28 protein-coding genes are annotated in these 23,336 nt (G+C 59.0%); all 28 read right to left on the reverse strand.

The annotated features are described in order from the left end of the window. Position 1: 1 nt before the first annotated feature. Positions 2-682, reverse strand: a complete 681-nt coding sequence (locus NF676_RS17755; protein ID WP_252886487.1) for a hypothetical protein — start codon at positions 680-682, stop codon at positions 2-4. Continuing rightward, a complete protein-coding gene (locus tag NF676_RS17760; protein ID WP_252887976.1) occupies positions 682-993 on the reverse strand; it encodes a hypothetical protein in 312 nt (103 codons plus the stop codon). The genes NF676_RS17755 and NF676_RS17760 overlap by 1 nt, the downstream gene beginning before the upstream one ends. A gap of 15 nt (positions 994-1,008) precedes the next feature. Continuing rightward, on the reverse strand, positions 1,009-4,572 hold the full coding sequence (locus NF676_RS17765; RefSeq protein ID WP_252886488.1) for a TipJ family phage tail tip protein: 3,564 nt from the start codon (positions 4,570-4,572) through the stop codon (positions 1,009-1,011). 58 nt (positions 4,573-4,630) lie between these two features. Continuing rightward, positions 4,631-5,224: a tail assembly protein gene (locus NF676_RS17770; RefSeq protein ID WP_252886489.1), complete on the reverse strand. Its 594-nt coding sequence runs from the start codon at positions 5,222-5,224 to the stop codon at positions 4,631-4,633. A gap of 60 nt (positions 5,225-5,284) precedes the next feature. Next, on the reverse strand, positions 5,285-5,629 hold the full coding sequence (locus NF676_RS17775) for a hypothetical protein (RefSeq protein ID WP_252886490.1): 345 nt from the start codon (positions 5,627-5,629) through the stop codon (positions 5,285-5,287). 97 nt (positions 5,630-5,726) lie between these two features. After that, positions 5,727-6,707: a P63C domain-containing protein gene (locus NF676_RS17780; RefSeq protein ID WP_252886491.1), complete on the reverse strand. Its 981-nt coding sequence runs from the start codon at positions 6,705-6,707 to the stop codon at positions 5,727-5,729. 69 nt (positions 6,708-6,776) lie between these two features. After that, positions 6,777-7,538, reverse strand: coding sequence for a C40 family peptidase (locus tag NF676_RS17785; RefSeq protein WP_252886492.1), 762 nt, complete (start codon positions 7,536-7,538; stop codon positions 6,777-6,779). A 1-nt stretch (position 7,539) separates the two neighbouring features. Then, a complete protein-coding gene (locus NF676_RS17790; RefSeq protein ID WP_252886493.1) occupies positions 7,540-8,289 on the reverse strand; it encodes a phage minor tail protein L in 750 nt (249 codons plus the stop codon). Between the two features lie 9 nt (positions 8,290-8,298). After that, positions 8,299-8,637, reverse strand: coding sequence for a phage tail protein (locus NF676_RS17795; protein ID WP_252886494.1), 339 nt, complete (start codon positions 8,635-8,637; stop codon positions 8,299-8,301). After that, a complete protein-coding gene (locus NF676_RS17800) occupies positions 8,627-11,548 on the reverse strand; it encodes a phage tail tape measure protein (protein WP_252886495.1) in 2,922 nt (973 codons plus the stop codon). Before NF676_RS17800 ends, NF676_RS17795 begins: the two co-directional genes overlap by 11 nt. Before the next feature lie 49 nt (positions 11,549-11,597). Continuing rightward, positions 11,598-11,855 (reverse strand): phage tail assembly protein T, encoded by a 258-nt coding sequence (locus NF676_RS27805; RefSeq protein WP_435406608.1) that lies wholly within the window; start codon positions 11,853-11,855, stop codon positions 11,598-11,600. After that, positions 11,807-12,232 (reverse strand): phage tail assembly chaperone family protein, TAC, encoded by a 426-nt coding sequence (locus NF676_RS17805; protein WP_252886496.1) that lies wholly within the window; start codon positions 12,230-12,232, stop codon positions 11,807-11,809. Before NF676_RS17805 ends, NF676_RS27805 begins: the two co-directional genes overlap by 49 nt. Before the next feature lie 9 nt (positions 12,233-12,241). Then, on the reverse strand, positions 12,242-12,976 hold the full coding sequence (locus tag NF676_RS17810; protein WP_435406580.1) for a phage tail tube protein: 735 nt from the start codon (positions 12,974-12,976) through the stop codon (positions 12,242-12,244). A 64-nt stretch (positions 12,977-13,040) separates the two neighbouring features. Next, positions 13,041-13,409, reverse strand: a complete 369-nt coding sequence (locus tag NF676_RS17815) for a DUF3168 domain-containing protein (protein ID WP_122507153.1) — start codon at positions 13,407-13,409, stop codon at positions 13,041-13,043. Beyond that, positions 13,409-13,894, reverse strand: coding sequence for an HK97-gp10 family putative phage morphogenesis protein (locus tag NF676_RS17820; protein WP_071171808.1), 486 nt, complete (start codon positions 13,892-13,894; stop codon positions 13,409-13,411). The genes NF676_RS17815 and NF676_RS17820 overlap by 1 nt, the downstream gene beginning before the upstream one ends. Then, a complete protein-coding gene (locus NF676_RS17825) occupies positions 13,887-14,225 on the reverse strand; it encodes a phage head closure protein (RefSeq protein WP_252886498.1) in 339 nt (112 codons plus the stop codon). Before NF676_RS17825 ends, NF676_RS17820 begins: the two co-directional genes overlap by 8 nt. Further along, entirely contained in the window at positions 14,225-14,701 is a 477-nt protein-coding gene (locus NF676_RS17830) for a head-tail connector protein (RefSeq protein ID WP_252886499.1), read from the reverse strand. The genes NF676_RS17825 and NF676_RS17830 overlap by 1 nt, the downstream gene beginning before the upstream one ends. 2 nt (positions 14,702-14,703) lie before the next feature. Then, a complete protein-coding gene (locus NF676_RS17835; protein WP_252886500.1) occupies positions 14,704-14,958 on the reverse strand; it encodes a hypothetical protein in 255 nt (84 codons plus the stop codon). A 41-nt stretch (positions 14,959-14,999) separates the two neighbouring features. Beyond that, positions 15,000-16,208, reverse strand: coding sequence for a phage major capsid protein (locus NF676_RS17840; protein WP_252886501.1), 1,209 nt, complete (start codon positions 16,206-16,208; stop codon positions 15,000-15,002). Positions 16,209-16,220: 12 nt separating this feature from the next. Further along, on the reverse strand, positions 16,221-17,093 hold the full coding sequence (locus tag NF676_RS17845) for a head maturation protease, ClpP-related (protein WP_252886502.1): 873 nt from the start codon (positions 17,091-17,093) through the stop codon (positions 16,221-16,223). Positions 17,094-17,096: 3 nt separating this feature from the next. Next, positions 17,097-18,395 (reverse strand): phage portal protein, encoded by a 1,299-nt coding sequence (locus tag NF676_RS17850; RefSeq protein ID WP_252886503.1) that lies wholly within the window; start codon positions 18,393-18,395, stop codon positions 17,097-17,099. Continuing rightward, entirely contained in the window at positions 18,395-20,119 is a 1,725-nt protein-coding gene (locus NF676_RS17855) for a terminase large subunit (protein ID WP_252886504.1), read from the reverse strand. Before NF676_RS17855 ends, NF676_RS17850 begins: the two co-directional genes overlap by 1 nt. Continuing rightward, positions 20,119-20,604: a phage terminase small subunit P27 family gene (locus tag NF676_RS17860; protein ID WP_252886505.1), complete on the reverse strand. Its 486-nt coding sequence runs from the start codon at positions 20,602-20,604 to the stop codon at positions 20,119-20,121. The genes NF676_RS17855 and NF676_RS17860 overlap by 1 nt, the downstream gene beginning before the upstream one ends. Before the next feature lie 159 nt (positions 20,605-20,763). Next, positions 20,764-21,138, reverse strand: a complete 375-nt coding sequence (locus NF676_RS17865) for an HNH endonuclease signature motif containing protein (protein WP_252886506.1) — start codon at positions 21,136-21,138, stop codon at positions 20,764-20,766. A gap of 388 nt (positions 21,139-21,526) precedes the next feature. Continuing rightward, the gene (locus NF676_RS17870; RefSeq protein WP_252886507.1) at positions 21,527-21,913 is read right to left on the reverse strand and encodes a hypothetical protein; all 387 of its coding nucleotides are present in this window, start codon (positions 21,911-21,913) and stop codon (positions 21,527-21,529) included. Beyond that, positions 21,910-22,224, reverse strand: coding sequence for a phage holin, lambda family (locus NF676_RS17875; protein WP_252886508.1), 315 nt, complete (start codon positions 22,222-22,224; stop codon positions 21,910-21,912). The genes NF676_RS17870 and NF676_RS17875 overlap by 4 nt, the downstream gene beginning before the upstream one ends. 87 nt (positions 22,225-22,311) lie before the next feature. Then, the gene (locus NF676_RS17880; RefSeq protein WP_252886509.1) at positions 22,312-22,590 is read right to left on the reverse strand and encodes a hypothetical protein; all 279 of its coding nucleotides are present in this window, start codon (positions 22,588-22,590) and stop codon (positions 22,312-22,314) included. 179 nt (positions 22,591-22,769) lie between these two features. After that, positions 22,770-23,333: a hypothetical protein gene (locus tag NF676_RS17885; protein ID WP_252886510.1), complete on the reverse strand. Its 564-nt coding sequence runs from the start codon at positions 23,331-23,333 to the stop codon at positions 22,770-22,772. Positions 23,334-23,336: the final 3 nt, after the last annotated feature.

A 23,336-nucleotide genomic window follows, 5' to 3' on the forward strand; every position in this document is an offset into this window, starting at 1 on the left:
CTTAAGCAGCGATTTTTGCGAAGACGGCGGGCAGGAAGAACGCAGACGGGTTCGACGCCGCAATGGTGATTGCGTAGAGCGTGCTATTGGTAAAGTCCCACCAGCAATAGAGTTCTCGGGGAATACCGCTGCCGGAAGTCATCGGCATGCCGAAGTTGTTCAGCAGCATGTATTCGTTTTGCGGAAAGTTGAACGGTACCGAGTAGTAGATTCGTGTCAGCCCTTGTGGGGTGGTGTCATATTTGACGTAGTTCCAGTTCTGGAAAGCCCGGCTGAATGTCGCGTTGGGTGTGCCCGAATCAAAAAGCAACTTCCCCGCACCATCCCAGAGACGCATGCCGTATTGCGCCACCGGCTGCGCAGCGAAAGCTGCAACGAAGTAGCGCCCGTTCGGTTGAGCGGTATTTGCGTCATACGCCCGAACATAAAAGCCGATCCAGTTCCCCGGCGAACCGATAAGCCGCATCCTGCACAGGCCAGCAACGCCGCCAACAGTGTCGGGTCGCACGAACACCAAGGGTGGCTCCTGCGAAATCACGGGGCGAACGAAATAAGTCGTCGACCCAAGACCTCCCTCTTCCGTGGGAGCAAACCTGCCGGTGGAGATCACCATTAGCCTGGCGAACTCAGAATCGATGACCACTGTGTTGGTGTTGTTGGTGTATTGCAGTCCAAAAGCCATCAACCCCACCTCATTACGATCAACCGCATAGTGCCAGACGACGTGAAGCTGGCGGCATAGGTGCGCGTGTGGTTGTAAACCCGCACCAAGCCGTCGAGGACTTCAGTTTCAAATTGCATTTGCGAATCTGGGTATGCGCCGATGGGAACCACGATTGCCGTCCCGTTGCCCGGCGATATGCCAGGAACCGAGAAATCTTGATTCCCTTTGCTGGCCCCAAGAGCGAACGTGACCAGCGCGGAGAACAGCACCCGAATGGTGAATGAATTCTCATCGACCTGAAGTACGCCATCAGCGCCCCAGATCCTCATTCCATAAGCCATAGTTCACCCCAGATAGCCAAGACGGACACGCAGTACATTGTTTGCGTCGTAGACCGAGACGTTCAGCGAGTTGATCACCAGCCGCCCCTGACCGGGCACGATGCCGTTGATTTCAAGCGTTCCGTCTTTGTTGAGGATCCAGCCTTGTACGCCGGCAATGTAGTTGGTCGAGCTGATGTAACTGCCGATCTTGGCGTTGGTGATCGTGCCGTCGGCGATGAACGCCGAGTTCATGAAGACCTGGCCACCCTGCACCGCAAAGGGCACCGAGATCGCACCGCCCGCAATCGTGTTGACGATGGCGAACCGATCAGCAGCCACCAAGAATTGACTTTGGAAAACACCGTTCACGTTCTCGATACCCAACCCGATGCCCGCTGCCACGTACTGACCATTCGCAGTAACCGACATCTTCACCGACCACATCGTTTTCAGGTTGCCGTCGAGATCTGCAAAAGCCTCGGAGGTTTCCTGAATGGCGGATGTGTTCTCTCCGACCGTGGCGGTCAGTTGCGTGATTTTGGTGGCTGTGGCTTCTTCGTTTGTGGCGACTGTCTGTTCGAGCTCAGTCAGATTGGCCGAGTTCTCGCCCACTTCCGCATCAAGCGTTGTGACCCGCTGCGTCAGTGCGCTGTTCTGCGTTGCCCGAACCTTGACCTCTTCGGCAAAGCTGGTCGTGGCATTCCAGCCGCGCAGAGCATCCTGCGCTTCACCCTCGCCATCTTCGTCGCGATAGGAAGCCCGGAGTGCCTGAAACGCTGTTGCCTGGGCAGTGACCACTCCGTCGAGCTCGGTGATATCCGACGAGTTCGTTGCGACCTGCTGAGCCAGGCCATTTGCGGTTTGCACGGTTTGCCCGACGTCAAGCCAGTAAGCAGGGTTCGGCGGCGGCATATCCTTCGGCACCGGGCCGGTCGCCTGATAGATCCGTTTGCCAACCACAACCAGATCGTATTCCTCGTAGGTCGCCTCGGGGTCGTAGCCCTTCAGCCCATCCAGCGCGTCGATCTGCGCTTGAAGCCCCGGAATCTTGTCGATCTCGTCGAGGATGTCTTGCCCCAACTCGGTACGGCCGATCTCGCCCGCGATCATTTCCAGAATCGCCGCAGCGTCAGAACTGGACTGCCCTTGCACTCCGATGCCGATCGGATACCACGGCCCGATGTTGCCGATCTTGTCGACGATCCGGCCCCAGAAGTAAAAGGTCACGCCGGCGCGCAGGCCAAGCATGGAGAAATCGCTCTGCGGATAGGCCAGGTCTGTCAGCTTGGTCGCTGCTTCCAGATCAGTCGTCGGCCCGTACCAGATCTCCGTGCGCTGGCTGTCCTCGGCGCCAGCAGGGAAGCCCCACTTGAGATAGATGCCGAACAACAGCGGCGTGGCAGTCAGGAACGCCAGCGCCGGCGGCAGCCCCTGCTTACCGCTGAGGTTGGTCAGGATCGAGTTGCGCCACGGCGACGTGATATCGAACGCGCTCACCGCGCGCACCCGGGCCACATAAGCACCGGCGTAGATGCCGACCACGTCAACGTTGGTCATGCCGGTGCGCTGCAGCTTGATCCAGTTGCCGCTGTCCTTGCGCCATTCGACGTCGTAGCCGACCGCGCCGTCCACCGCAGGCCAGGTGATTGTCATGGTGGCCACGGCCAGGCCCTGCACGACCGATGAAGTCGACGACAGCGACACGCTCGCCGGAGCCGGCACAACGGTGATCGGGATCACGCTGATCGGGCGTTCTTCCAGGCGTGCGCCGGTGTCGATGAAAGCGAACTTGCTCGGCTCGAACTGGAGCGCGCTGATTTCGTAATCGCCCTCGGTGGTGCGCTTGGTGCGCAGCACGCGATACAGCGGGATTGCCAGATCGTCCGCGTCGAGCGCCCATTGCAACTGCACCGCCGGCGGTTCGCTGTAGGCAACCGTGACAGTCACGGCGCGGCCATTGACGCTCTGCACGGTCCGACCTTCGGCGCGGCCGCCGGGGAGGTTGATGATCAGTCGATCACCGGCCTTGGCCTGGGTGTCGCGATCGAGCGTGATCACCCGCCCCGCCACCGCCGAGATCCGGCCGCCCACTTCACGACCAGCCAGCAGCGAATCCGCCACAGGGATGATGTGCCCGGGCAGCGGGATAACGCCTTCCATACCAGTTTTGAACGAGACGGTGCGATCCTGGTTGTTGCTGAGGATCGCCCACTTTCCCCGGCGCTGGGCCTCGGATGCGCGTGTGCAGCCAATGGCGCTCAGCTCGGTCGGCCGGTCGCCGTAGCGGCGCTGGAGATCTAGGTCAGCGAAGGGGATGACGTCGGTGTCGTAGTTGTTCGCCGGGTTGTCGTAGCTCACCAGCGCCCGGGTGTAACGCGTCTTCGCCGAGGCGCTGCCATACGAGAACTTGCCATCGATCACGTTGGACCGGGTAAAGACGTAGTCGAAGTCCTGCGCGCGCGGCATGTCCGCCTGCATCACCAACTGGCCCTGCGCCCAGTACGTCATGCCTCGGTAAATCGCCGAGATATCGCGTAGCAGCGACCAGGCATCAGCCTTGCCCTGCAGGTTCATGTCGCAGAGGAAGCGCGGCTCCTGGCCGCCCAGTCCGTTCGGCACCAGTTGGTCGCAATACTGGGCGATGCGGTACAGCTCCCACTTGTCGACCATGAACGGCTTGATGCGCTTGCCCAGCCCGAAGCGGTCTTCGGTGCAGATGCCGTAGGTGATCCATGCCGGGTTATTGGTCCAGGCCGATTTCATCGAGCCGTCCCACGTCCCGGTGTAGGTGCGCAGGATCGGGTCGTAGTTGCTCGGCACCATCCAGCGCCGCGCCTTGCACTTCACGGTCACCGCCGGGATGTTGGTGAACTGCTCGGCGTCGAACTCGATGTAAAGCAGCGCGGTGTTGGGGTAGCGCAGCTTGGCGTCGATGACTTCGGTGTAACCAGCCACCAGCATGGTGTCGGCGATCTTGTTGGTGTTCTGGTTCGGCGTCAGGCGGCGCACACGGATCTGCCAGCCAGTGGTAGCGTCCGGCAGATCGATACGGCGCGAGCGCTCGTAGCGCGTGGTGGTCTTGCCGTCGACTGCGTCCACCAGCACCTGCTGATAAGCGCCGCCGTCGGTGGCCACGTCGATTGCGTATTCGATCCGGTAGCCGCCGACGTTGCCCTGGTCATCCGAGCGTTGCAGCGCTGGCCAGGCCAAGCGCATGCGCACGGCGGAAAGCTGGGTATTGGTGATCGAGCGCACCCACGGCGAATCGCTGCGCAGCTCAATGTTCAGCGACGTCTCGTTCTCAACAGATGGAATGCCCGGGATGTAGGTCTGATCCACCGAGCCTGGGCGCCAGTCCCACTTCACGTTCGGGAAGTTGTAGTTGCCGCTGGCATCGCGGATCGGCGTGTTGTCCAGGTAGATGTCGTAATCGGTCGGGACGCTGTCGAACTCACCCTCGCCCACGGCGATCAGCAGCTTGGCCAGGTTGGTCGAGCGCAGGCTGTCGCTGGCTTCGGTCGGCGACTTCGGCTTGCTGCTGCCGCCCTTTTCGCCGTGGATATCGATCTGTGCTGCTGCGCCCATGCTTTCCTCCAGGCATAAAAAAACCGCCTCGCGGGCGGTCGTTGTGCTGCTGTCCTGATTACACTTTGTCTTCAGCCAGGATCGAAGCCGAGATGATCATCCCACCCCACCGGCGTTCGCCGATGCAGATCGGTACCGGGTTGCCGCTGGCTGTGGTGTTCTTAGCGCTGCCGAAGGCGTAGGAAGGGGAGTTTTCGGGGGAGGCGCTTTGCTTCAGTCCAGTCGCTTGCGGGCTGAGAAGTTGCACGACACCACCAATGGTCAGACCAACACCTGCTGAAAAGAGGGTCGGCCCAGCACCGCCCGCGAAGAAAGAAGCCGCGATGAGCACCACCCCAATGATTGTTTGGAGTACTCCGGCGCGTTTGCTCCCCGTAATCACCGGGACGATACGAATTTCCTGTGTGCCGCCCAATGAGAAATCCTTCTCGCCGACGTTCTTTTTATTACGGAAAATCGCGAAACGCATGCCGCGCAGATCTAAATCTTTGATCGCCTGCTCAAATCCATCGAGCGTGCATTTCAAAGCTTTAAAGGCTTCGCTCACTGACTTTGTTCCAAGTTCCCGGTAATGAGTGCGCCCGAACAGTTTTGCCAGAGGCCCTGATAGTAGGATGGTTGTCATTGAAGGATTCGACGCTGTCGCCGCCATTACGCATTTTCTCCCGACGAAAAAAAACCGCCATATGGCGGTTTGATTGATTTGATCGTGTCACAAACACTCGCGGACAGCGGCTTCCAACGCGCCTCGGCCCCACATCTTGGACCACGGCATCCGCTGGTATAAGGCGACCTTGCTGCCGGATCCAGCACTGGAAACCTCAAGAACCTCATCCGTCATCATGTCGGTAGCAATCACCAACCGATATCCGTTCTCAGTTTCGGACATTGTCGCCGTCGAGCGCTGCTCTTGCCATTTTGGGAAAACGCATAGCGCGTACTTCTTGGCAGACTTGCCAGTTGTAGCACTGATTGTCGGGTCATTCTTCTTCACGTCGCCGGGCGACGTACACCCCGCCAACAGCGCTACCGCCAGCGCTCCTACGATCAATTTCATGCAGGTCACTCCTGTGGGAAAGGATGCACGATATCACTGGCGCAGGCGGAAAAGAAAAAGCCCGGCGCTGGGCCGGGCTTGAGCGTGTCTCATACCATCACTCTCTGAGGTCTAGGCTCTGTTGGCCATAGATCTTTTCAGCGATGTATTTTTCATATTCAGCTCTTGAGTCTGAAACCGTCGCGATACCAATAATTTTACCAATTTGGGTTCGCAAAGCCTTCACGCCAATTTCAGACAAAAACATGTGGACCTTGTCACCCTTCTCGCCGTTGATCTGCTTGCTTGATTTGGCGAGATCGAAGACCTTGCCATGGCTGCGAGCGAGGGGCTTGTAGATATGGTCCATCGTCAGATACTTAAATTCCCAGGGGCGACCGCGCTCAGGCTTCGTCAGGCCGTACAGCCGATACCATTGCTCATATAGCTCCGGCGAAAACTCTTTCTCGTATTCACGCGCCTCTTCTCTCACGTAGAGTTTGTACGCTTCGATTACATCTTCTTTTGTCCGATCATAGCCAGCAAGAGCGTAAACCAGCCCTTGAATACCAGCTTTCGCGGATGCCCCTAGAATGATTCGAGCTTGATTGACGATTCGCTCGTAACGGTATCGCGGTACAAGCTCGCCTCGTCCATCTGCCATGATGAGAGCTTGGCAAATATCAATCAACAGCCCCACTTCGTAACCGTTAATTTGCCCCTGAAACTGAGCTCCCGCTCCCGCGTGGTCACCCTTGAAAATCAAAGGGTTATCTATCCTTTCAAGGATTTCCGCTCCCAAGGCTTTCGAGACCGTTTGGCCCTTGGCAAAGCGCGGTAATGCACTGCCGCCGGAATCAGCATTGAGCAGGATTTCAGCCATTCCGCGCTGACTTATCACGGCTGTTTTTTTCAAATCGTTTAGGACATAGCAGTCCACATCGATTCCGAAGGCGTCAAGGAAGCTGCCTTTATGCGTAACAGTCAGACCCCACCTTGCATTCGCTGCGGCCTTCGCAATCGCTGACCTTTCAGTGGGAGAAAGCGCCTTCGCCCGAGCTTTTCCGCCAACTGCTTTCGATTCGTTTTTATCTGACATGCAAGCATCTCCAATTCGCCATGCTTGCATAATAGACCTGGAAACCCAGAATGCAAGCATCAGATTAACCTAGATGCTTGCAATATCTTTGTGCCTAAGCACCAGCCGCATGCGGTCGAGCCATGGCCCGCCGAAGACAATGACCTCAGATGGTCTGCCATATAGGTGATGCAGCAGGAACGGGCCGGGGCCGAACGTCTCGGCATCTTCGCCCGGCAGCTTCGGATCAGTGCCGAGGAAAATCCCGGCGTGGTTCGGGAAAACCGTGCGCCCCACTTGCATCACGATCATGTCACCGCGCTGCGGCTGGTCCACGCGGTAGAAACCGGCGGCCTCGTAGTTCGCTTCGTAAAGGCTGGTGTTTTCCTTGCTCTCCCACCAGCCATCGGCGCGCTTGAAGGCCTCAAACTCCAGCCCCCATTCGCGCTTGTACCAATCGGCGCAAACCTGCCAGCAGTCCCAGGCCCCGTGCACGAATGGCCGCTTCAGCAAAGGGACTTCGCCGGTCGGCACGATGGTGCGCAGATCGGCTTCTGGCCAGCTCAGGATGTGCCAGGGCATCGCAGTCGCTTCGCACATGGCGAGGTCGCGCGGTGACGGCCTGCTGGTAGCGTCCGGATGCGAATGCACCACGCCGATCACCTCACCGATGTCCTCGGCTGCTGCGTACTGCTCAGGGTCGATTCGGAACTCTTCGTTCGGCTCGGTCGAGACGTTGATGCAGGGGAAGTATTGCTGCTTGCGCCCGATCGCCAGCAGCAGACCGCAGCACTCTTTCGGGTACTCGGCCGCCGCGTGCGCCTGGATCGCATTCAAGATGTGCTTTCGCATGTCAGCTCCGTGCGATCAGGGAAACGGCCGGGAAGCCACCGAACGGCAGCGGGTTTCCTTCGCCGAAGCGCGGGATACAGCCCTTGCCCAGTGTGGCGTCGCATTGGTCAAGCTCAGGATTGTCGGTGATGACGCCGTCCTTCGTGACGTACGGGCCGGTGTAACCGCAGTTCGGCCCGCGATACCCGCCGGTGAGACACCAATGGCAAAGGGTCGTGGCTTGGCGTCCGATCGCCTCATTGCCCACGTCGCCCGGGCTGGCCAATTCCCAACTGACGTTCTCCCCGTCCTCGTTCGTTTTCTGGTCGATGTACCAGACCTCGATCGTCTCCTGGGTAGGGTCGGCCGTTGGGTTGCCGGCCGGGAAGTTCGCCGCGTCTAGGTAACTCCCGAGCGTATGGCGCATCGTCAACTTGAACTCGAGCAGATCCTCGAACGCCAGACAGAGTGCGGTGATGCGCCCTTTGACGTTGCCAACCGACAGAGTCGGACGAACCGCAGTGCCGTCCCCGTTGGTTTCGATGCCGTCGATCTGCATCGGCCAGGCGCTGTATTCGTTACCCTGCCAGTAGATCGCCTTCGCCGGCAGTTGGTCGGCATCGGCGCCGGCAGCGATCAGTTCGGCCGGTGTATGCGGAATTGAATGCCCATGAAAGCGCAGAACATCCGCGCCGTAGTCCGTCCCGTCCAGTTCAAAGAGCAGCACTTCGCTGCCAGGCTCAAGCACCTGGATGTCACTGATCAGCGGCATGGTTGCCCCTTATGGAAGAAACGATTGGGTGAAGGTGGTCGCCAGCGTGAATACGCCGGCGCCGTTGGGGGTAATGGTTGGAGCGGTCGCGCGGAAGAACGAGAGCTCACCGAGTGGCGGTGTCCAGAAGAACGACTTGTGCCCAGCGTGACGATCAAGGAACCCCTTGATCTGCACCGCGACGGCCTCTTTCACGACAAAGGTCAGCGGCCACGAATCAACCCGATTGTTCGGGCCATCTCCCACTACCTGCTCGTAACCGCTGCCGAATTTAGAGCTTCGGTTCCGATACTCCGGGGCGCTGGTGGTAGAAATCAGTGGGCACCAGGTGAAAGTCTCAACGGCCATTTACGAGCCTCCAGATTGATCCGCCTACTGCGCTTTCTTTTGCGATTTCCTGTTGGGCACCGCGACGCGCAACGTCGGCGTAGGCTTGTCCGAGCGCCTGAGAATCCTGCGGCGTCGCGCCAGAGTCAGCACCCTGGATCGCGAACGATTGCTGGATAACCACACCTGGCGCCGACGGTGCGCCGCCGGCTCCAGAAGACGATCCGACGAAACCGCCATCGGCGTAGCCCTTTCCGTTTTTGTTCAGTTGCTCGAGGTACCGCCGCATACCTGGTTGCTGTACCACTTCCTTGCGGATCACGACCTCGCCACCATGGACAACGCCCTTCGGCTCGAACTTTCCACCATCTCCGGTGTACCCGCCGTCAGAGAATCCGTATGCGCTGCTGTATCCTGCGGCCGTGCTGCCCGCCGATGCCGCTGCACCGCCACCGCCGCCAAACGCTGCACCGACTGCACTGCCCGCAACACTGGCGAATACGTTGGACGCCGCCGACTGCAAGGCCATCTTGGCGATCATCTTCGCGAAGCTGGTCGCGACGTCCTTGAAGGTCATGTCAGCGCCGAATGCCCACTCGACAGCCGCGTCGGTGAGGCCGTCATAAAGGGAGCTGAATGCCTGCCGTGTTTGGGTGGTCAGGTCGCGGGCATTGTCGACGTAGTCGTTGAATGCATCCGACGCGCCATCTACCCAGCTTGATTGCGCATCGTCCTGACGGTTGTAAAAGTCCTGCTGCAGCACCATCCGCTCTGCCAAGGCCTCCTTGAGCAAACCGGTTTCCTTGTCGTACAGCTCCTTGGTGATATCGCCGGAGTTCATCTGCTTTTGCAGATCCGCCATTTGCTGGTTGTAATCCTGCTGAATGGCGAGATCCTCGCGCAGCCGGTCGCGGGCCTTGTCGCCCATGCCGGCGCCAGCCAGCTCCATGTCGAATCCGGAACGAGTGGTGTCGTTGGCAGATTTCAGCGTCGCCGCGAATGCAGCCGCTTTCGCTTCTTCCTCGTTCGCAACCTTCAGGCTTTGCAGGGCGTCGATCTCGGCAGCCAAGCCCTGCAAGCGCTTTTGCTGTTCAGCGTTCAGACCGGTCAGCTTGCCGGACGCCAATTCGAAACGGAGCTTGTCCGTCTCGGTGGCCTTCTTCTGCGCCTCGCCGCTAGTATTGATCAGCGCGATCTGCCGCTGGTAATCCGTAGCCGCATCGTCGCCGCGCTTCGCCAGCGCTTTGGCTTCAGATTCCGCAGCCTTCGAAGCCTGCAAAGCCTCGGCGGCGTATTTCTTCTGAGCGTCGAGCGCGGCCTCACTGGCATCCAGTGTTTTGGCTTTGGCGATCAGCAGATCACCCTCGCCCTGTTTGAGGTCTGTAACCAGACCGGCACCAATGCGGGCAGCAAGCTTGTCAGCGGTGGTTTTCTTGCCCGACAACAGGATCTGTTCGTCGAGGTTTTTTGCGAGTTCCTTGAATGCCTTCGACTGCTCGACGGAAACCGGTGCAGCGATGATTCCGTTGAGCACTTTGATTTGATTGCCGTAGGCCTCAGCTTTTTGGCGTACGGTGTCCAGTTCGGCCTGCGCGGTGACCAGCGACTCATTCCACTCTCGCTGACGTGAGTCATCAGGATGCTCACGTAGCAGTCGCTGATATAGGGCCACCGAGCTTTCCGCATCGATCGCGAGCAGCTGGGCATCCATCAAATCCTTGTTGATGTCCTGCAGCGCGCCGGCAGCCTGGTTCTTCGTGAACCCGTCGAACGACTGATTCAGCAGGTCGACTTTCTGGCCGAGGGACGTAGCCGTTTCCTCGGCATCGTCCCCGCTCATGGCGAAGTACGCCAGAGCACTGGCCGCGAGCAGGGCAACCCCTACCGGGCCGCCAAGCAACGCCATGGCCGCAGACGCACCACGCGCTGCAACGCCGACACTCACAAGTCCAGCAGCGGTTGCGGGAGCCACGCCTGCCATTCGAGCAAGAGCGAGCTGGTAACGCACCGCTTCGACCTGAGCCATTGCGAACGCGGCGCCGCTTGCCACCGCACCAGCAGCAAGGCGTGTGGCCAGAACTACGGCCAGCGCTGTTGCCGCCTGAGCGGTAAGGCCCAGCGCAGTGCGAGCCGCAGGTGAGGCAAGAGCTGTATTCACAGCTTCGATGGAAGCACGTGCGCCATCTAGACCACCCTCGCCAGTCAACAGCCCGGCAACGGTATTGCGCAACGCATCCAGGGAACCGCCGAACGTGTCGCGCGCAGCCGCCGCCGCGCCGCCGTAGGATTCTTCCAGCGCTTTCAGGATGATGCCTTGGGCGCCGGCAATATCGCCGGTCGACTCCATGGCTTCAGCCAGTTTCTTCTGATCATCGGTGAACCTGAATCCCTGCTTGCTCAGCGCACCGAGGCCATCGGTTGGCACGTCAAGCGCCCGACCGATCGTCTCAGCAGCCTGAACAACCGATGTTCCGGTGCGCGCGGCCATATCAGACGCAGACTTCAATGCCCGCGTAAATTGGTCGCCGACGATGCCGGTGAACGCCAGAAGCGCGGTCTGCGCCTGGTTGATGTCGCCGCCGGAAAAGGTGGTCGCCTTTTCCATGGCGTCGGCCATATCGTTCAGCTGATCACGGCTGAACCCGGCAGCCTCGCCTGTGGATTTGAGCACGGCCGCCAGCTGCGCCTGTTCTTTTTCTGCGTCACGAGTTTCCGTGATGAAACTGGTAAACACGGCGCCGGCCGAGAAGCCCGCCACCGCCCCAGCGATGACCTCGCCGAGCGCAGTCCATGCCAGCGACGCGACGTTGGCCGATTCAGCGATGCCTTTGCCGGACTTGCGAGCAGAGGCCTCGGCCTTGTCGAGCGGACCAGTGAAGCCACCGATGCGCGCGATCAGATCGAGCGTCAGCGTGCCCAGTGAATTGGCCATTTATAACTCCAAGTGAGACCACCCGTTCGGGCTTACAAAAGGGCTGCGCTCACCCCCACGATTTCATCGCTTCCTCCAGCGTTACCGGACGCTCCGATTCGTGCGGCATGAAGTCCACAACGGTGTAGCCACCATGCTGCGTGTGGGTGTTGGCATACAGGCTGGCCAGCATTGCGGTGCCGTACTCGATCCGCATACCGAAGTTGAGAGACCCGCGCTTGGCGCGGTACCGATTCCAACTCCGGAACTCGGCCAGGCTTACGCGCTCTTGGGCTTCCGCGACCGTTGCGCCGATCGAGATGGCGATTTCGTGCCAGAGCTCGTCGGTGTCGGTGAGCTTTTCGTCTTTCCCATCTGCGTTACCTCGCCAATGGCAGAGAGCAACGCTTTGGAAAGTTCGCTGTTCAGTTCACCGCGCTCCGGATCAGCCTCACCGGTAATGTCGCCGACCGTGAAAACCGGCACGCCAGTTTCGTCGCAGATGCACGCGGCAATGCGGCCTGCTGCCCCGTCCTGTTTGCCGAAAGACGACAGCACGTCGCTCACGGCAGACCGATATCCCAGCGGCCGAACGAAGACCGTGGCCTTCAGCTCGGTGCCGTTCTGGACCCAGACGATCTCTTTCTCGACGGGACGCCCGGTGAACGCCCCGTTTTCCATCAATGCCTTGATACTCAGCTGCATAGCGGCGCCTTAAACGTTCGTGGTTTTGCGAATCCAGGCGGAGCCGCCCGAACGCTGGATGGTTGCGGCCGTGGTGACCACGGTGTTGGCGGAGAAGTCGAACGGGAAATCGGAGACGTAGCCGTCGAACACGTACCAGGTGCGGCCGGTCGGGAGCACGAAGTCGTTACTTTCAGCCAGTTCAGCCGCCGCAGTCGCACCGGTGCCCGCGCCGCCCGTGAGCGCAACAGCTGGAGTCGAGGTGTAACCGGTGCCAGGGTTGGTGATGTTGAAGCCAGTCACCGAGCCACCACTAATGATCGCCGTTGCAGTCGCGCCGGTACCGCCGCCGCCAGTGATGGCCACGGTCGGAGCGGTCGTGTAACCGGTGCCGCCAGCAGTGAGGCTGATTTCTGCCAGAGAGCCTGCCACGGCGACGGTCGGCTCGATGCCAGTACCGTCCGACCAGCCGACTGCCCAGTGGATGTTTTCGATGCTGTCGTCTTCGGACAACTGATGCAGGCGCACGTGAGAGGCGTTACGGGGATCCGCGTTCAGCGTCAACGACGCCTGACCGGGAGTGCGCAAGCCGCGCATGTAGGTGCGCACCTTGCCACTGAGGCAGGTGGTTTCGATTTGGTCAGCAGGGTTACCGCCAGGGCTGAACGCGGTGGCGCATTCGATCTCGAGGATTTCAAACACTGCAGGGTTCGAAGCAGACGGCACGAGCGCGTAGATCTGGGTTCCTTGGGAAAGGATCGACATGGCATTCTCCAAATGTCGGGCACAAAAAAACCCGCACTCGGCGGGCTGGTTCAGGGGGTGTTCGTTATCTGGGTACAAGCCAGTCGATATCGAAGCTCGACCGGTAAAGCTTTGTCGCAGTGTCTTTCGTTTCGCCGCCCCAACGGGTGATGTTGGCTTTTAGCTCGATCGCGCGGGCTATCGCCTGCGTCACAGCCCTGGCATCACCTGCCGTTGTGGCGTACACATCGACCTGAAGCGTGTAACCGTCGATGTCCGGCCTGCCCGAAAGATAATTGTCTGGCGAGCCGGTCAGGAGCTGCCAAACCGCGTATGGCTTGATCACCCCTTCAGGCGCTTCGCCGAACGGATATAAACGTGTTGGCTGAGCGCCAAGCAAAGCGATGACCGCAGCATCTGCTGCGCACACTGCGAAAATGGGGGCGGTATTCATCAGCTGCTTCCTCGGGCTTTCTGCGCACGGCGAATAGCTCGGTCAATCGCTTTTTCGTACTGACTCAAGAATTCGTCGGTCACTGCGCTGATGTGGTCGGCGAGAGCCGTACGCAGGAAGGGCTGAGCACGGATCCGTTCTGTGCCGAACTCGAGCAGCCGCCAGTGCGGGGTTGGAGAGTTTTCTGCCTTATTCCCCCCATCCTTCAGAACGGCCCCATGCAGGACACCGATGCGAAACGCTAAATCGCCGGTGGCTCTGAATCGGCGACCATTCCAACGAACAGCGATGTTCTGGGCAATGGATCTGCCGGTTTCCTTGTCGTCTAGTCGGGCGGCACCTTCCCGGGCGTTTTCCGCAACCAGCTGCGCAGCCCGGCGAAGTGCCGATCTGCCACCCTTCCGCTTGATGTCGTAGTTAACAGACTGGAGTTTCCCAAGAAGGGAATCGATGCCGATCAGGCTGAACTCAATGCTTTCAGCCATCATTCACTCCCTTCGCCACCAGCATCGTTAGGTACTCAAGGCCGGACACTGGATCAGGCATTGGTTGACCTTGGATTTCGTACACTTCACCACGATGGATAATGCGCATCGTAGGTACGACACCGGGGCGGTATCGAATCACGACTCGCCCGGACGCTTCGGACTGGCCCGCCTGCGCTGCAATCAAATCGCGAGCGCTGAGCGCCGAAACCTCGGCCGGAACCTTTTCCCAGACGGTTTGCCATCCAGGAAGCATCTCACCAGATTCCTGATCTTGAACTTCGGCCGGCGCTTGGAAAGTGATTCGGTGGCGCAATCGACCCGCTCTCATCAGACACCCATCCGGATGCGATATGGCATCAGCAGAGACTTGGAGGCCAGAGGCAATTCGGTAGCTATGGTCCCGGTTACCACTTCTTCACGATTCGCGAACAGGTGGCCCAGCTTCAGCAGGCAGGCTGCCGTGATCGCGGCGTTGATGACGATGCCGTACTCGTCCATGTCGATGGATTCATAAGTGTCAGCAAGCGATTGCCTTGCTTGCTCGCGCAGTCGGCAGCGGAATTCATGATTATCGGGTAAATCCGCAAGCGCTACCGCCGCGGCATAAGCGTCACGGGCAGCTCGGGTGCGTTGGACGGTTTCTGACTTTGCCGCAATCACAGCGGCTTGATCGACAAAGAACCGTCGCTGAAGGAACTGCTGGGCAGCCTCTTCGGCAGCATCGAGCTGAGCCTGCACAAGCACTTGGTCTTCCGGCTCTGCCAACAAATGCTTCATCGCGAGTTCAATGTCGATCACGCTCATGCTTAGTCAGCCTTTTTCTTTTCGGTTTTCGCCTTGGTGCCAGGCTTGGTGTCGGCAACCACACTGGTGGAGGTCATGGGCGTTGGCTCGGCTTCAGAGTCAGTCAAATCCACAACCGCAGCATCCTTGCCGTCATCAGGTTCGGCATAACCTTTCTGAAGCAACTGCCGCCCGTGCTGTTCGCCGGTTAAAAACGAGGTGCCTTCGATCAGAGTTTTACCGCCGAGGTACAGAGGTTTGAGGGTCTTCAATTTCATGTCGGCCTCCGAGGGGCCGCCGCTCGGGCGGCCCCGCTACATCAAGGGGTTGGAGTGGCGAAGGTGCCGTAGATGAACGCTTCCGGACGCTTGACCGCCAGAGCAAGACGCTCCTCGCAACGGATCGAGATCATGTTCTTCTCGAAGTCGTCAGCGTTCTCGGTGGAGATCACCACGTTGGCATCTTCGCGATCGAAGATCTGGGCGCCGGTCTGGAAGGCGCCTGTGAGGAACTTACCGAGGAACGCTGCCAGTTCAGTCGCAACAACTGGCAAGCCCCACAACGTTGGGCCGGCGAGGCTCAACGGGTTGCCGATGATGTAACGACCCAGGGTGTCCTTGGTCAGCTCGATTTTCGCCCAGTCGGTGAAGTGCAGCACATGGCCGCTGGCGGGCAGACGTGCCAGTTGAGACTGGAGCATGGCCAGGCGCAGCTGGTCGATCTGTGTCATCGCGTCGGGCTCGAAGGCCGCCGAGTAAGCTTGGGCCTGCGGCACGATACCGTGCAGATGCACACCTGTACCGTCACCGAACAGAATCTCCGACTCTTCGGCGTACTTCAGGCCGTAACGCATTTCGGCGTCGATGGTCGATTGCAGTTGAGCGAAGTCGTCGAGGATCTGTTTCGAGGCCTTGAACATATGCGCGATGGTGGTAACCGGCGTGATCTTGGTATCGAATGCGATATCGCTGTATGGCTTGGTGGTGTTCTCCGCCACAACGCGAGCGGCGTTGGTGAAGCCGGTCTGTTGCACCCAGAAAATTGCTGGGGAAGTGGTACGGCCGGGAGCAATCAGATCGCGGATGAACAGACGCTGTTTTGGCATCACATCAATGCCTGGCAGACGCTGAGGCTCGACCACGCCTTCGGCAACACCGGTGCTCAGAAGCGCTGCGTTGACCGGAACGCTGACGCGGCGATTGCCTTGAATGCTCTTGGCAAATTCGGCGAGGGCTTCGCTTTTAATTACGGTGCCGCCGAGGGTTTCGCGCTGAGCGGCGGATGCCTGGGTTGGAATTCGAGCGAACTCCTGCTCCAGCTCGCCGAGCTGGGCCTTGAGCTGCTTCTCAGCCTCGGTAAGGGTGTTGAACTTCAGGGCCATCTCATCGACAGCAGCTTTGGTTTCTGCTGACAAGGCGCCGGCCTTCTTGGCCTCGCCCAAGGCAGATTCGGCCTTGGCGCTGAATTCGCTGGAAGCCTTTTCCAGTTCGGCGCTCATTTTCGCAAGCAGTTGGGCTTGTTCGGACATACTGAATTTCCTTTATTTGGTGGCGGCTGCCGAGAAGCGAGCGAGCGCTCGTTCCAGATCGGCTATCGGTTCGGCCAGATTGGCCAGCGTGTCGGCAGCGTCTTGCGTACCGGGCCCGGCAGCGCATGGCGTGCCTGACTTGATTTCTTGAATTAATGAACGTCGCTCGCTTCGGGGCATACCCTGCTTTGCGAGGATCAAATCGAGCTTTCTGGCGGCGATCAGGCCAGCTTGTGCCTTGGTGCCTTCTTTGATGGAGTCGGACTCGAGAAGTGAATCGGCGAAGCCTTGTTCAACGGCAGCAGAGCCACCTATCCAAGTTTCCGCGTCCATCAATTTTTGCATCGACTTCAGGTCACTGCCGGTGCGCGCAGAGTAGATATCGCCCATGGCGGCGTCGAAGGGCTCCATCATGTCCGCGATCTCACGGAACTGATGCCGGTTACCGGCGGCGATGGTCCAGCCGTTATGGATCATCAGAAAACCAGATCGCGCCACCTGTAGTTCATCTGCAGCCATTGCGATAATTGATGCTGCCGAGGCGGCCAGGCCGAGGACCTTCACTGTCACGTGACCCTTGTACTCTCGAAGGATGTTGTAGATCGCCAACCCCTCGAACATATCGCCACCTGGCGAATTCATGTTCACAGTTACGTCAGCGCCATCCATGCTCCGTAAGGCAGCTGAAATACGTTTGGCAGTAACACCCTCCCCCGACCATGGATCGAAGCCGATCGCGTCGAGCATGGAGATGGTGTTCTTGGCATCCGCGTCAGCAGCCTGGATAGTTGAATTCCAGCGCTCCATTGCCTGTGGCATCAGATCGAAGGAAACGCCCGCGCACGGGCGACCCGCCGGCGCTGCCGGAAGGCTACGAATTGTCATGGGTCAGTCTCCAGAACTGCCGGGGGATCGGCCTTTATCGGTTGGGTTGAGCCAGTCGGACAGCGCGGCCCTGACTCGCTCGCCGCTATCTGCTCCCTGTCCAAGCTGCTCAATAGGCAGCAGGTTCGATTGCACGGTGTAAACGTCTCCCCCCGGAATGGGCGGCAGATTTTCAAGACGCCGAACCTCGTTACGGCTCATCCAGCCATTCTGCAAGCAGATGTTGTAGTAGCTCGCCCGACCCTGGCTGTCGGCGCGTAGCAAGCCTTCAACCGCGAATTCCGCAAAATAGCGGTCGTCACGATCCAGCAGGCACCGTCCGATCTCCTGCTCAATGTTCTCCAGCAAAGGCCGCAGGCAGTTGGTTAGAAATTGCAGGTTCTGGCCTTCGACGCTCGAGGCCCAGCTGCTCTGCTTGTCCATGTGGCCAACCATGAACGGAGGCACCCGGAACCAACGACAAACCTCTTCGATGCCGTAGGCACGGGATTCCAGCATCTGAGCGGCTTCTGGGTTCATGGTGATGCCTTGGTACTTCAGACCGGCTTCGGCCACCATGATTTTTCCGGCGTTCTTCGACCCCATGAACGCCTGAAGGCTCGCTCGAAGTTGCTCTCGCTGTTCCGGCTTGAGCGCGGTATCACTGCTCAATATCCCGGAAGCCTGCATCCCCTGGGCAAACACTTTGGCCGCTGCTTCCTCGGCGGAAATGGCCGCGCCCATGATCTCTTTGCCAGTTGATACCGGCAGCATCCCGCAAACCCCATCGAGACCGAAGCCTCGGATGTGCATAAGATCATCCTCGGGGATCACCCGGGGCTTCCCGTCAAGGTTGTACTTATATTCAAGCCTTCCTGTATCCAGACGCTTGACGGTCATGAGCTGAGGGAGCAAAGGGTTCAGCGCTACGATGCGCGTACCTATGCGCTTCTTCTCCACGAATGCATTGCCGCGCAAACAGATACTGGCCACAACCATGAGCATGAAGCGGCCCGGGGTCATTTCAGCGTTCGGGCGCTTGGTGAGGATGTCATAGAGCGGGTGATTCTTTGCTGCGACACGCTCACCATTCGCCCCACGTTCGTACAGCCTCAGCGGAAGCGTTGATACGGTCTCAGACAGCAATCGGACACAGGACCATACCGCTGACAACTGAAGGGCTTTGTCGACAGTTACCACCTGGCCACTGGCGGACGTGCCGAACCACTCCTGCCAAAACGCTTTGTCGTTGAGACCGACTGGCACGCCGAGCCAATTTTGTAAGGCAGATCTGACCCGCCCAGGCTTCTTTTCGCGCGCCATTAGATTCCTACCATGATTGGGTTTTCGTAGAAGCCGCTTGTATCAGGGACGCTGACGCTCGCCAGTACCCGCCCTATGGACATGATCAGAGCAACGGCGCCGTCGATCTTGTTGTCGTCGCCCTGCTTTATGGGCCGCACGACATCGTCGTTCCCGGGCATGTTTTTGCCGATCACGTTGGCGATACACCAGGTCATGATCGGATGCCCATCGTGGTGGAACCGGCCCGCGGTGATCGCCGCCTCCAGTTCCTTCATCGGGTCCGACATGTTGGTGTAGTTCTGCGTGATCGTGATCGGGTTGAAGCCTTCGTCGTCGAGATCGTGGCTGAGGCCGGTGGCACCATGCGGGTCGATTGGGCACTCGCGAACCGGCGCCTGATGATTGGCTTCCTTTGTGTCTTCGAAGATTTCGCGATAATCGATCTCGGCGCCGTCCGTGATTTCCAAATGCTTGGAGTTGATCCAGGCCTGAAACCGTTCTGACATGCGCTTGTTGTCGCTGTCGTACGCGGTGTCATACGGCACCCAAAATTTCGGCGCGATGCTGTAGTAATGGGTCTTGCCATCGATCACTCGCCAGAACAGACGCGCCCGTGAGTTCATGTCCAACTTGCGCGCCAGGTCGAAGCCTGCAATCCACTCCTGCCCCTCGAACTGCTCGAGCGTGAGCGTGGTGTCTTCGCAGGATTTCCAGTCTTCCATGTTGAAGAACCCGGACTTCGCGCTCACCCAGAGGTTGAGGTGCTTCGTTTTGAAGGTGTTCGCGAACCGCGCCGAGCGTATGGCCCTGGCCTGCTGACTCTCCAAGTATTCTTGGAACACCGAGACGCCATGGTTAGGGTTGGCCTTGGCCAGCATCTTCGGATCGGTCCAATCGTCCCCCTCGTCGAGCGTCCAGATCCAGCCGAACAACTCATCGTCAGGCACGGTGCCAGCCAGCATTTCGACCACTTGGCGGCGCTTGTCGTAGCAAGGCCCTTCGATATCGGCGCCGGCGGTGGTGATGATGAACATCAGCGGCTGCCGGCGTGCGCCCATACCGGTGAGCATGGTGTCGTACTGGGCCGACGTCGGGTGTTCGTGGTATTCGTCGACGATCGCGCAGCTTGGTGATGCCCCGTCGCCTGGGTTCCCAATCAGTGGTTCGAAGCGGCTGAAGTCGGATGGAATGTTCATGTTCGAGGCGTTGACCTCGATACCAGCGGCCTGGATCAGCATCGGCGACTTGCTCACCATCAGCTTTGCAGGGCGGAAAACCTCCCACGCCTGCTTCTCTGTGGTCGCGCCGGCGTAAACTTCGGCGCCGAATTCGCCGTCGGCAACAAACATGCTGATGCCCACACCGCCCGCGACAACGGATTTACCGTTCTTCCTTGGCACTTCCCAGTAGCTTTCACGGAACCGGCGGTGGCCGCCTTTCTTCTTCACCCAACCGAATGTCACGGCAAGGCCGAAAAGCTGCCACGGCTCCAGAGTGATCAGCTGACGCTTGAATGCCCACTCCCCTTTGGTGTGCGGTAGGAGCTGCATCAGCTTGAGCTTTTTTTCGGCTTTGGCCGGGTCGAACTTGAATCGAAACCCGCGCTTGCGACTGGCGGCCAAGTCGTCGAAGTGGCGCTGAACCGCTTGATGAATGTAACGGCAGGCAGGGACCTTTCCACGGAGCAATGACCGACCCCACGCCATCGCCTTGTCGACGTTTGGGTGGGCGGATTTGGTCATCAGCTACTCAGCAGTTTGGCGAATTCGTTGGTTTCTTTCTCCTTGTTCCCCCCGATCAATCGCGTTCGACTGGCTGGATCGAGGCCAAGCATCGACCCGAACGTCACCATTTGGCGCATCGTTTCGTTGGCAGCGGTAAGCGCGGGGTTTTTCATCGGGCCGCCGGTGGCGCCCGTGACAACGATGCCGTGCTGCGCGATCGACTCTTGAGCCATACGCCAGTTGTCATAGGCGCTACAGAAGGCTTCGACGTTATGCAGATCGGTGATTGCCACCACGTTCTCGCGCAGCAGCTCCGGGACAATCATGTTCCACATGGTGGCTGCCCGAGCACTGAACCACTCCGGCGGATCAATCTGGGTAATCTTGGAAAACTGGGGCTCGGCCTTATTCAAGGCTCGCTTGCCGGGATTTCCGGCCAGTGCTTTTTTGGCCGTCGGCTTGGGTTTGCGACCACGGCCGGCGACCGTGGCGGTGCCTCCCATCGCGCAACTCCTGGATTTTTAATTTCGCGGGTGTAAAAAAACGATTGAGGGCGCGGTCTAGAAGCCAAAAGCCCTGAACTTTCGACCCTCCCCCTCCCCGGCGTGCGAATTCGTCTCATTTGAGCCGTTTTTCACTGTTTTCGCGGGTGTTTTCTGTTTTCAGCGCCGCGCATTGCCGAAACCGCCGTCTTCCGAGGCTGTCTTGGCCGAATGGCAGGGACCGCACAGGCTTTGCCAGTTGGTATTGTCCCAGAACAGTGCCATGTCGTTCTTGTGGGGGATGATGTGGTCGACATCCGTTGCCACTACGACCAATCCGCGCTCAGTGCAGTGTCGGCACAACGGATGCTTCGCCAACCAACCAGCCCGTGCCTGCTGCCACTTGTAGTTGTAGTGACGCTTGGTGCTGCTCTCGCGAGGCTTGGCACGGGCAGAGCTCTTCAGTAGGTGAGCGTGCTCATCACAGTACCGAGGGTTGCGGGTGAGTGTGTTGCAGCCCTGTGCGTTGCATGGCTTCTGCGGCCTCAGCGGCATGGTGAGCCATCCATGTATGTCCGAGCCGGGGCATCAGGATCATCTGGCTCATTCTCTCCCATCGCTTGGATCAGCAGGTCCAGCCTCTCTGCTACCTGGCTCATCGACTGGGCGGTGCTCTCTTGGGCGCTCACCAGTCTTTCCAACAATGAGATCAATGGATCGTTCATATGCCACCTTGCTCCACTTCTTGAACCACTCGCGCCGGTCGGCGCATCCACTGCATGCCATAGGGCCCCCTTACTTGCTCTGACTTCGCTTGATCTGGGCGTCCACTTGGTCGGCGCACGTGTCGAGTAGATTGATAGCCTGGTCCTTGAGCTGCCACACATCGCCATTCAGGCGAAGGTCATATACGGACTCATCAATACGCTCGCATGGGATCAGCTCAGGGGGTTCGACTCTTACTGCCGTTGTCTTTGTTACCAGTGCCGGCTTTACCGCGCAGCCCGTCAGGCAGAGGCTGAGCAGCCCAATCACGAACAGGCTTGCTGTTGCGTTTGAGTTCTTCAAAGTTCTTCTCCGCCTTTCTGGCTTTGGCCTGACTGGCCTGCAACCGCTTGTTCAGGTCTTTCTGGTAATCGGCGTTGCGCTGGGCTTCGGCGCGTAGAGTGGTGATCGTGGCCTGGCTTTCGAGGTTGGCGTCGACCGCCTTCTTCTTCTCGCTGGCTTCGAATGCCACCTCCCCGCGTAGGGCGACGACGCGTGACTGTTGAATCCCAATGAGGAGCAGGCCGACCAGGGCGATGATGATTGCTGCAGCGAAGGCTTTCATGCGGCATCCGCCTTGCGACCAAGGAAGCGGGTTACCAGCTCGCGAATGGCCGTCACGCCGAGGAACCCAATGGACCCGCCGGCGGCAACCGAAAGACTAGACGGCCACGCCATCCACTCAATCAGGCTCGACGCAACCAGGCTCAATGCTCCACAGATGAGCGCCTCGAAGAGGATCCGGCGCTTACTGGTTTCTTTTGCGTCGTACATGACTCGCAGTAGGGAGACGATGACGGCCATGATTGCGCCCTGCCATAGCGGGTTCGAGAGGGCCAGCATGATCTTGGCCCACGTATCTGGCTTGTCAGGCATGGCAGGCTTCCGGTGTCCTCCCTCTCGGGGAGCGTGAACGAAAAAGCCCGACGCGATGGTCGGGCTTATTGGGTATTTTCAGACATTCTAGATTTGAGGCTTGATCGTCTTAGCGTCTAGGTACTCATGACCCGACCAAGTCAGCTGGATTAATCGCCCCCCATGAAAAGGAGCGACAGACTCATTAAGCATTCCAGCCTGCTTACACAATGCAACCAGATAGAAACACTCAGACTCTTGCATCGGACGACCACCGCCGGACTCTTGCCACTTGATGGCCAGCTCTTCGTATAGAACTCCGTGCTGGTCGGCGTAAGCCTGCACTAAATCCAAAAGATGCTTAACATTCTCCAGATTTCTTCTCATGCCAACTCCATATGTCAGGTCACCCGCGAGAATGCGGTAAGCCAGCATATCAGCGTGCACAAACGCAGTAAGCACACCAGAACAAAAAACCCAGCAACAGGGCTGGGCTTTGGTGTCGCCTCTCATAACGCGCAAGATCGACATGATGGGGTTAATTTACGGCCAAGTGGCCATCATGGTCAAGCGGCATCAACAAAGATTTCTTCACGCTCGAATATCTCGGTGGCATGGATCACTGCTGCCTCTTCCAACTGCTCGAGTCGCTTGTGGATGCCACCACGCCAGTTACGCCGAGTGCGCTCCGGTGATCCAGCCAGGTCCCAGGTGTTCATGTCGTAGAACTCAGCCGGCAGCACGATCATGTCAGTCGAGCGCTTCCCCACCTGCACGCCCTTGAGCTTCGGAATTGCCCACGCTGTGAGCGCCTTGTAAATGAACAGCTGGGGCGCTGGCGAGGTCATGCGCGCGACCAGACGGCCAATGGCGGCGACCTTATTGGCCTTGTGCGTCGAATACTTCGCGACCAGAACGTCCCACTGCGCAGGGTCAAGCTGACGGTGCAGCAGCGCATAGAGGCAGCAGTCATAATCGAACTTGTCGCGTGGCGAAAGGGAGTTGCCATTGCCACCCTGGCGAAGATCGGCGTCGATCAGCTTCTGCCACGACTGCTTGGTACTGTTGTCGATGTTGTCAGCAGCCAGCACGCGCACCAGAGTGCCCATCACGTCTTTATAGATGCCCATCGC

Origin of the sequence: Pseudomonas siliginis (assembly GCF_024072275.1) — a bacterium.
In the GTDB taxonomy this organism is placed as follows: Bacteria; Pseudomonadota; Gammaproteobacteria; order Pseudomonadales; family Pseudomonadaceae; genus Aquipseudomonas; species Aquipseudomonas siliginis.

Bases quoted from the DNA above. Each gene is read 5' to 3' on its own strand.
- NF676_RS17755 (WP_252886487.1), bottom strand. From the start codon at position 682: ATGGCTTTTGGACTGCAATACACCAACAACACCAACACAGTGGTCATC.
- NF676_RS17760 (WP_252887976.1), bottom strand. From the start codon at position 993: ATGAGGATCTGGGGCGCTGATGGCGTACTTCAGGTCGATGAGAATTCA.
- NF676_RS17765 (WP_252886488.1), bottom strand. From the start codon at position 4,572: ATGGGCGCAGCAGCACAGATCGATATCCACGGCGAAAAGGGCGGCAGC.
- NF676_RS17770 (WP_252886489.1), bottom strand. From the start codon at position 5,224: ATGGCGGCGACAGCGTCGAATCCTTCAATGACAACCATCCTACTATCA.
- NF676_RS17775 (WP_252886490.1), bottom strand. From the start codon at position 5,629: ATGAAATTGATCGTAGGAGCGCTGGCGGTAGCGCTGTTGGCGGGGTGT.
- NF676_RS17780 (WP_252886491.1), bottom strand. From the start codon at position 6,707: ATGTCAGATAAAAACGAATCGAAAGCAGTTGGCGGAAAAGCTCGGGCG.
- NF676_RS17785 (WP_252886492.1), bottom strand. From the start codon at position 7,538: ATGCGAAAGCACATCTTGAATGCGATCCAGGCGCACGCGGCGGCCGAG.
- NF676_RS17790 (WP_252886493.1), bottom strand. From the start codon at position 8,289: ATGCCGCTGATCAGTGACATCCAGGTGCTTGAGCCTGGCAGCGAAGTG.
- NF676_RS17795 (WP_252886494.1), bottom strand. From the start codon at position 8,637: ATGGCCGTTGAGACTTTCACCTGGTGCCCACTGATTTCTACCACCAGC.
- NF676_RS17800 (WP_252886495.1), bottom strand. From the start codon at position 11,548: ATGGCCAATTCACTGGGCACGCTGACGCTCGATCTGATCGCGCGCATC.
- NF676_RS17805 (WP_252886496.1), bottom strand. From the start codon at position 12,232: ATGCAGCTGAGTATCAAGGCATTGATGGAAAACGGGGCGTTCACCGGG.
- NF676_RS17810 (WP_435406580.1), bottom strand. From the start codon at position 12,976: ATGTCGATCCTTTCCCAAGGAACCCAGATCTACGCGCTCGTGCCGTCT.
- NF676_RS17815 (WP_122507153.1), bottom strand. From the start codon at position 13,409: ATGAATACCGCCCCCATTTTCGCAGTGTGCGCAGCAGATGCTGCGGTC.
- NF676_RS17820 (WP_071171808.1), bottom strand. From the start codon at position 13,894: ATGGCTGAAAGCATTGAGTTCAGCCTGATCGGCATCGATTCCCTTCTT.
- NF676_RS17825 (WP_252886498.1), bottom strand. From the start codon at position 14,225: ATGAGAGCGGGTCGATTGCGCCACCGAATCACTTTCCAAGCGCCGGCC.
- NF676_RS17830 (WP_252886499.1), bottom strand. From the start codon at position 14,701: ATGAGCGTGATCGACATTGAACTCGCGATGAAGCATTTGTTGGCAGAG.
- NF676_RS17835 (WP_252886500.1), bottom strand. From the start codon at position 14,958: ATGAAATTGAAGACCCTCAAACCTCTGTACCTCGGCGGTAAAACTCTG.
- NF676_RS17840 (WP_252886501.1), bottom strand. From the start codon at position 16,208: ATGTCCGAACAAGCCCAACTGCTTGCGAAAATGAGCGCCGAACTGGAA.
- NF676_RS17845 (WP_252886502.1), bottom strand. From the start codon at position 17,093: ATGACAATTCGTAGCCTTCCGGCAGCGCCGGCGGGTCGCCCGTGCGCG.
- NF676_RS17850 (WP_252886503.1), bottom strand. From the start codon at position 18,395: ATGGCGCGCGAAAAGAAGCCTGGGCGGGTCAGATCTGCCTTACAAAAT.
- NF676_RS17855 (WP_252886504.1), bottom strand. From the start codon at position 20,119: ATGACCAAATCCGCCCACCCAAACGTCGACAAGGCGATGGCGTGGGGT.
- NF676_RS17860 (WP_252886505.1), bottom strand. From the start codon at position 20,604: ATGGGAGGCACCGCCACGGTCGCCGGCCGTGGTCGCAAACCCAAGCCG.
- NF676_RS17865 (WP_252886506.1), bottom strand. From the start codon at position 21,138: ATGCCGCTGAGGCCGCAGAAGCCATGCAACGCACAGGGCTGCAACACA.
- NF676_RS17870 (WP_252886507.1), bottom strand. From the start codon at position 21,913: ATGAAAGCCTTCGCTGCAGCAATCATCATCGCCCTGGTCGGCCTGCTC.
- NF676_RS17875 (WP_252886508.1), bottom strand. From the start codon at position 22,224: ATGCCTGACAAGCCAGATACGTGGGCCAAGATCATGCTGGCCCTCTCG.
- NF676_RS17880 (WP_252886509.1), bottom strand. From the start codon at position 22,590: ATGAGAAGAAATCTGGAGAATGTTAAGCATCTTTTGGATTTAGTGCAG.
- NF676_RS17885 (WP_252886510.1), bottom strand. From the start codon at position 23,333: ATGGGCATCTATAAAGACGTGATGGGCACTCTGGTGCGCGTGCTGGCT.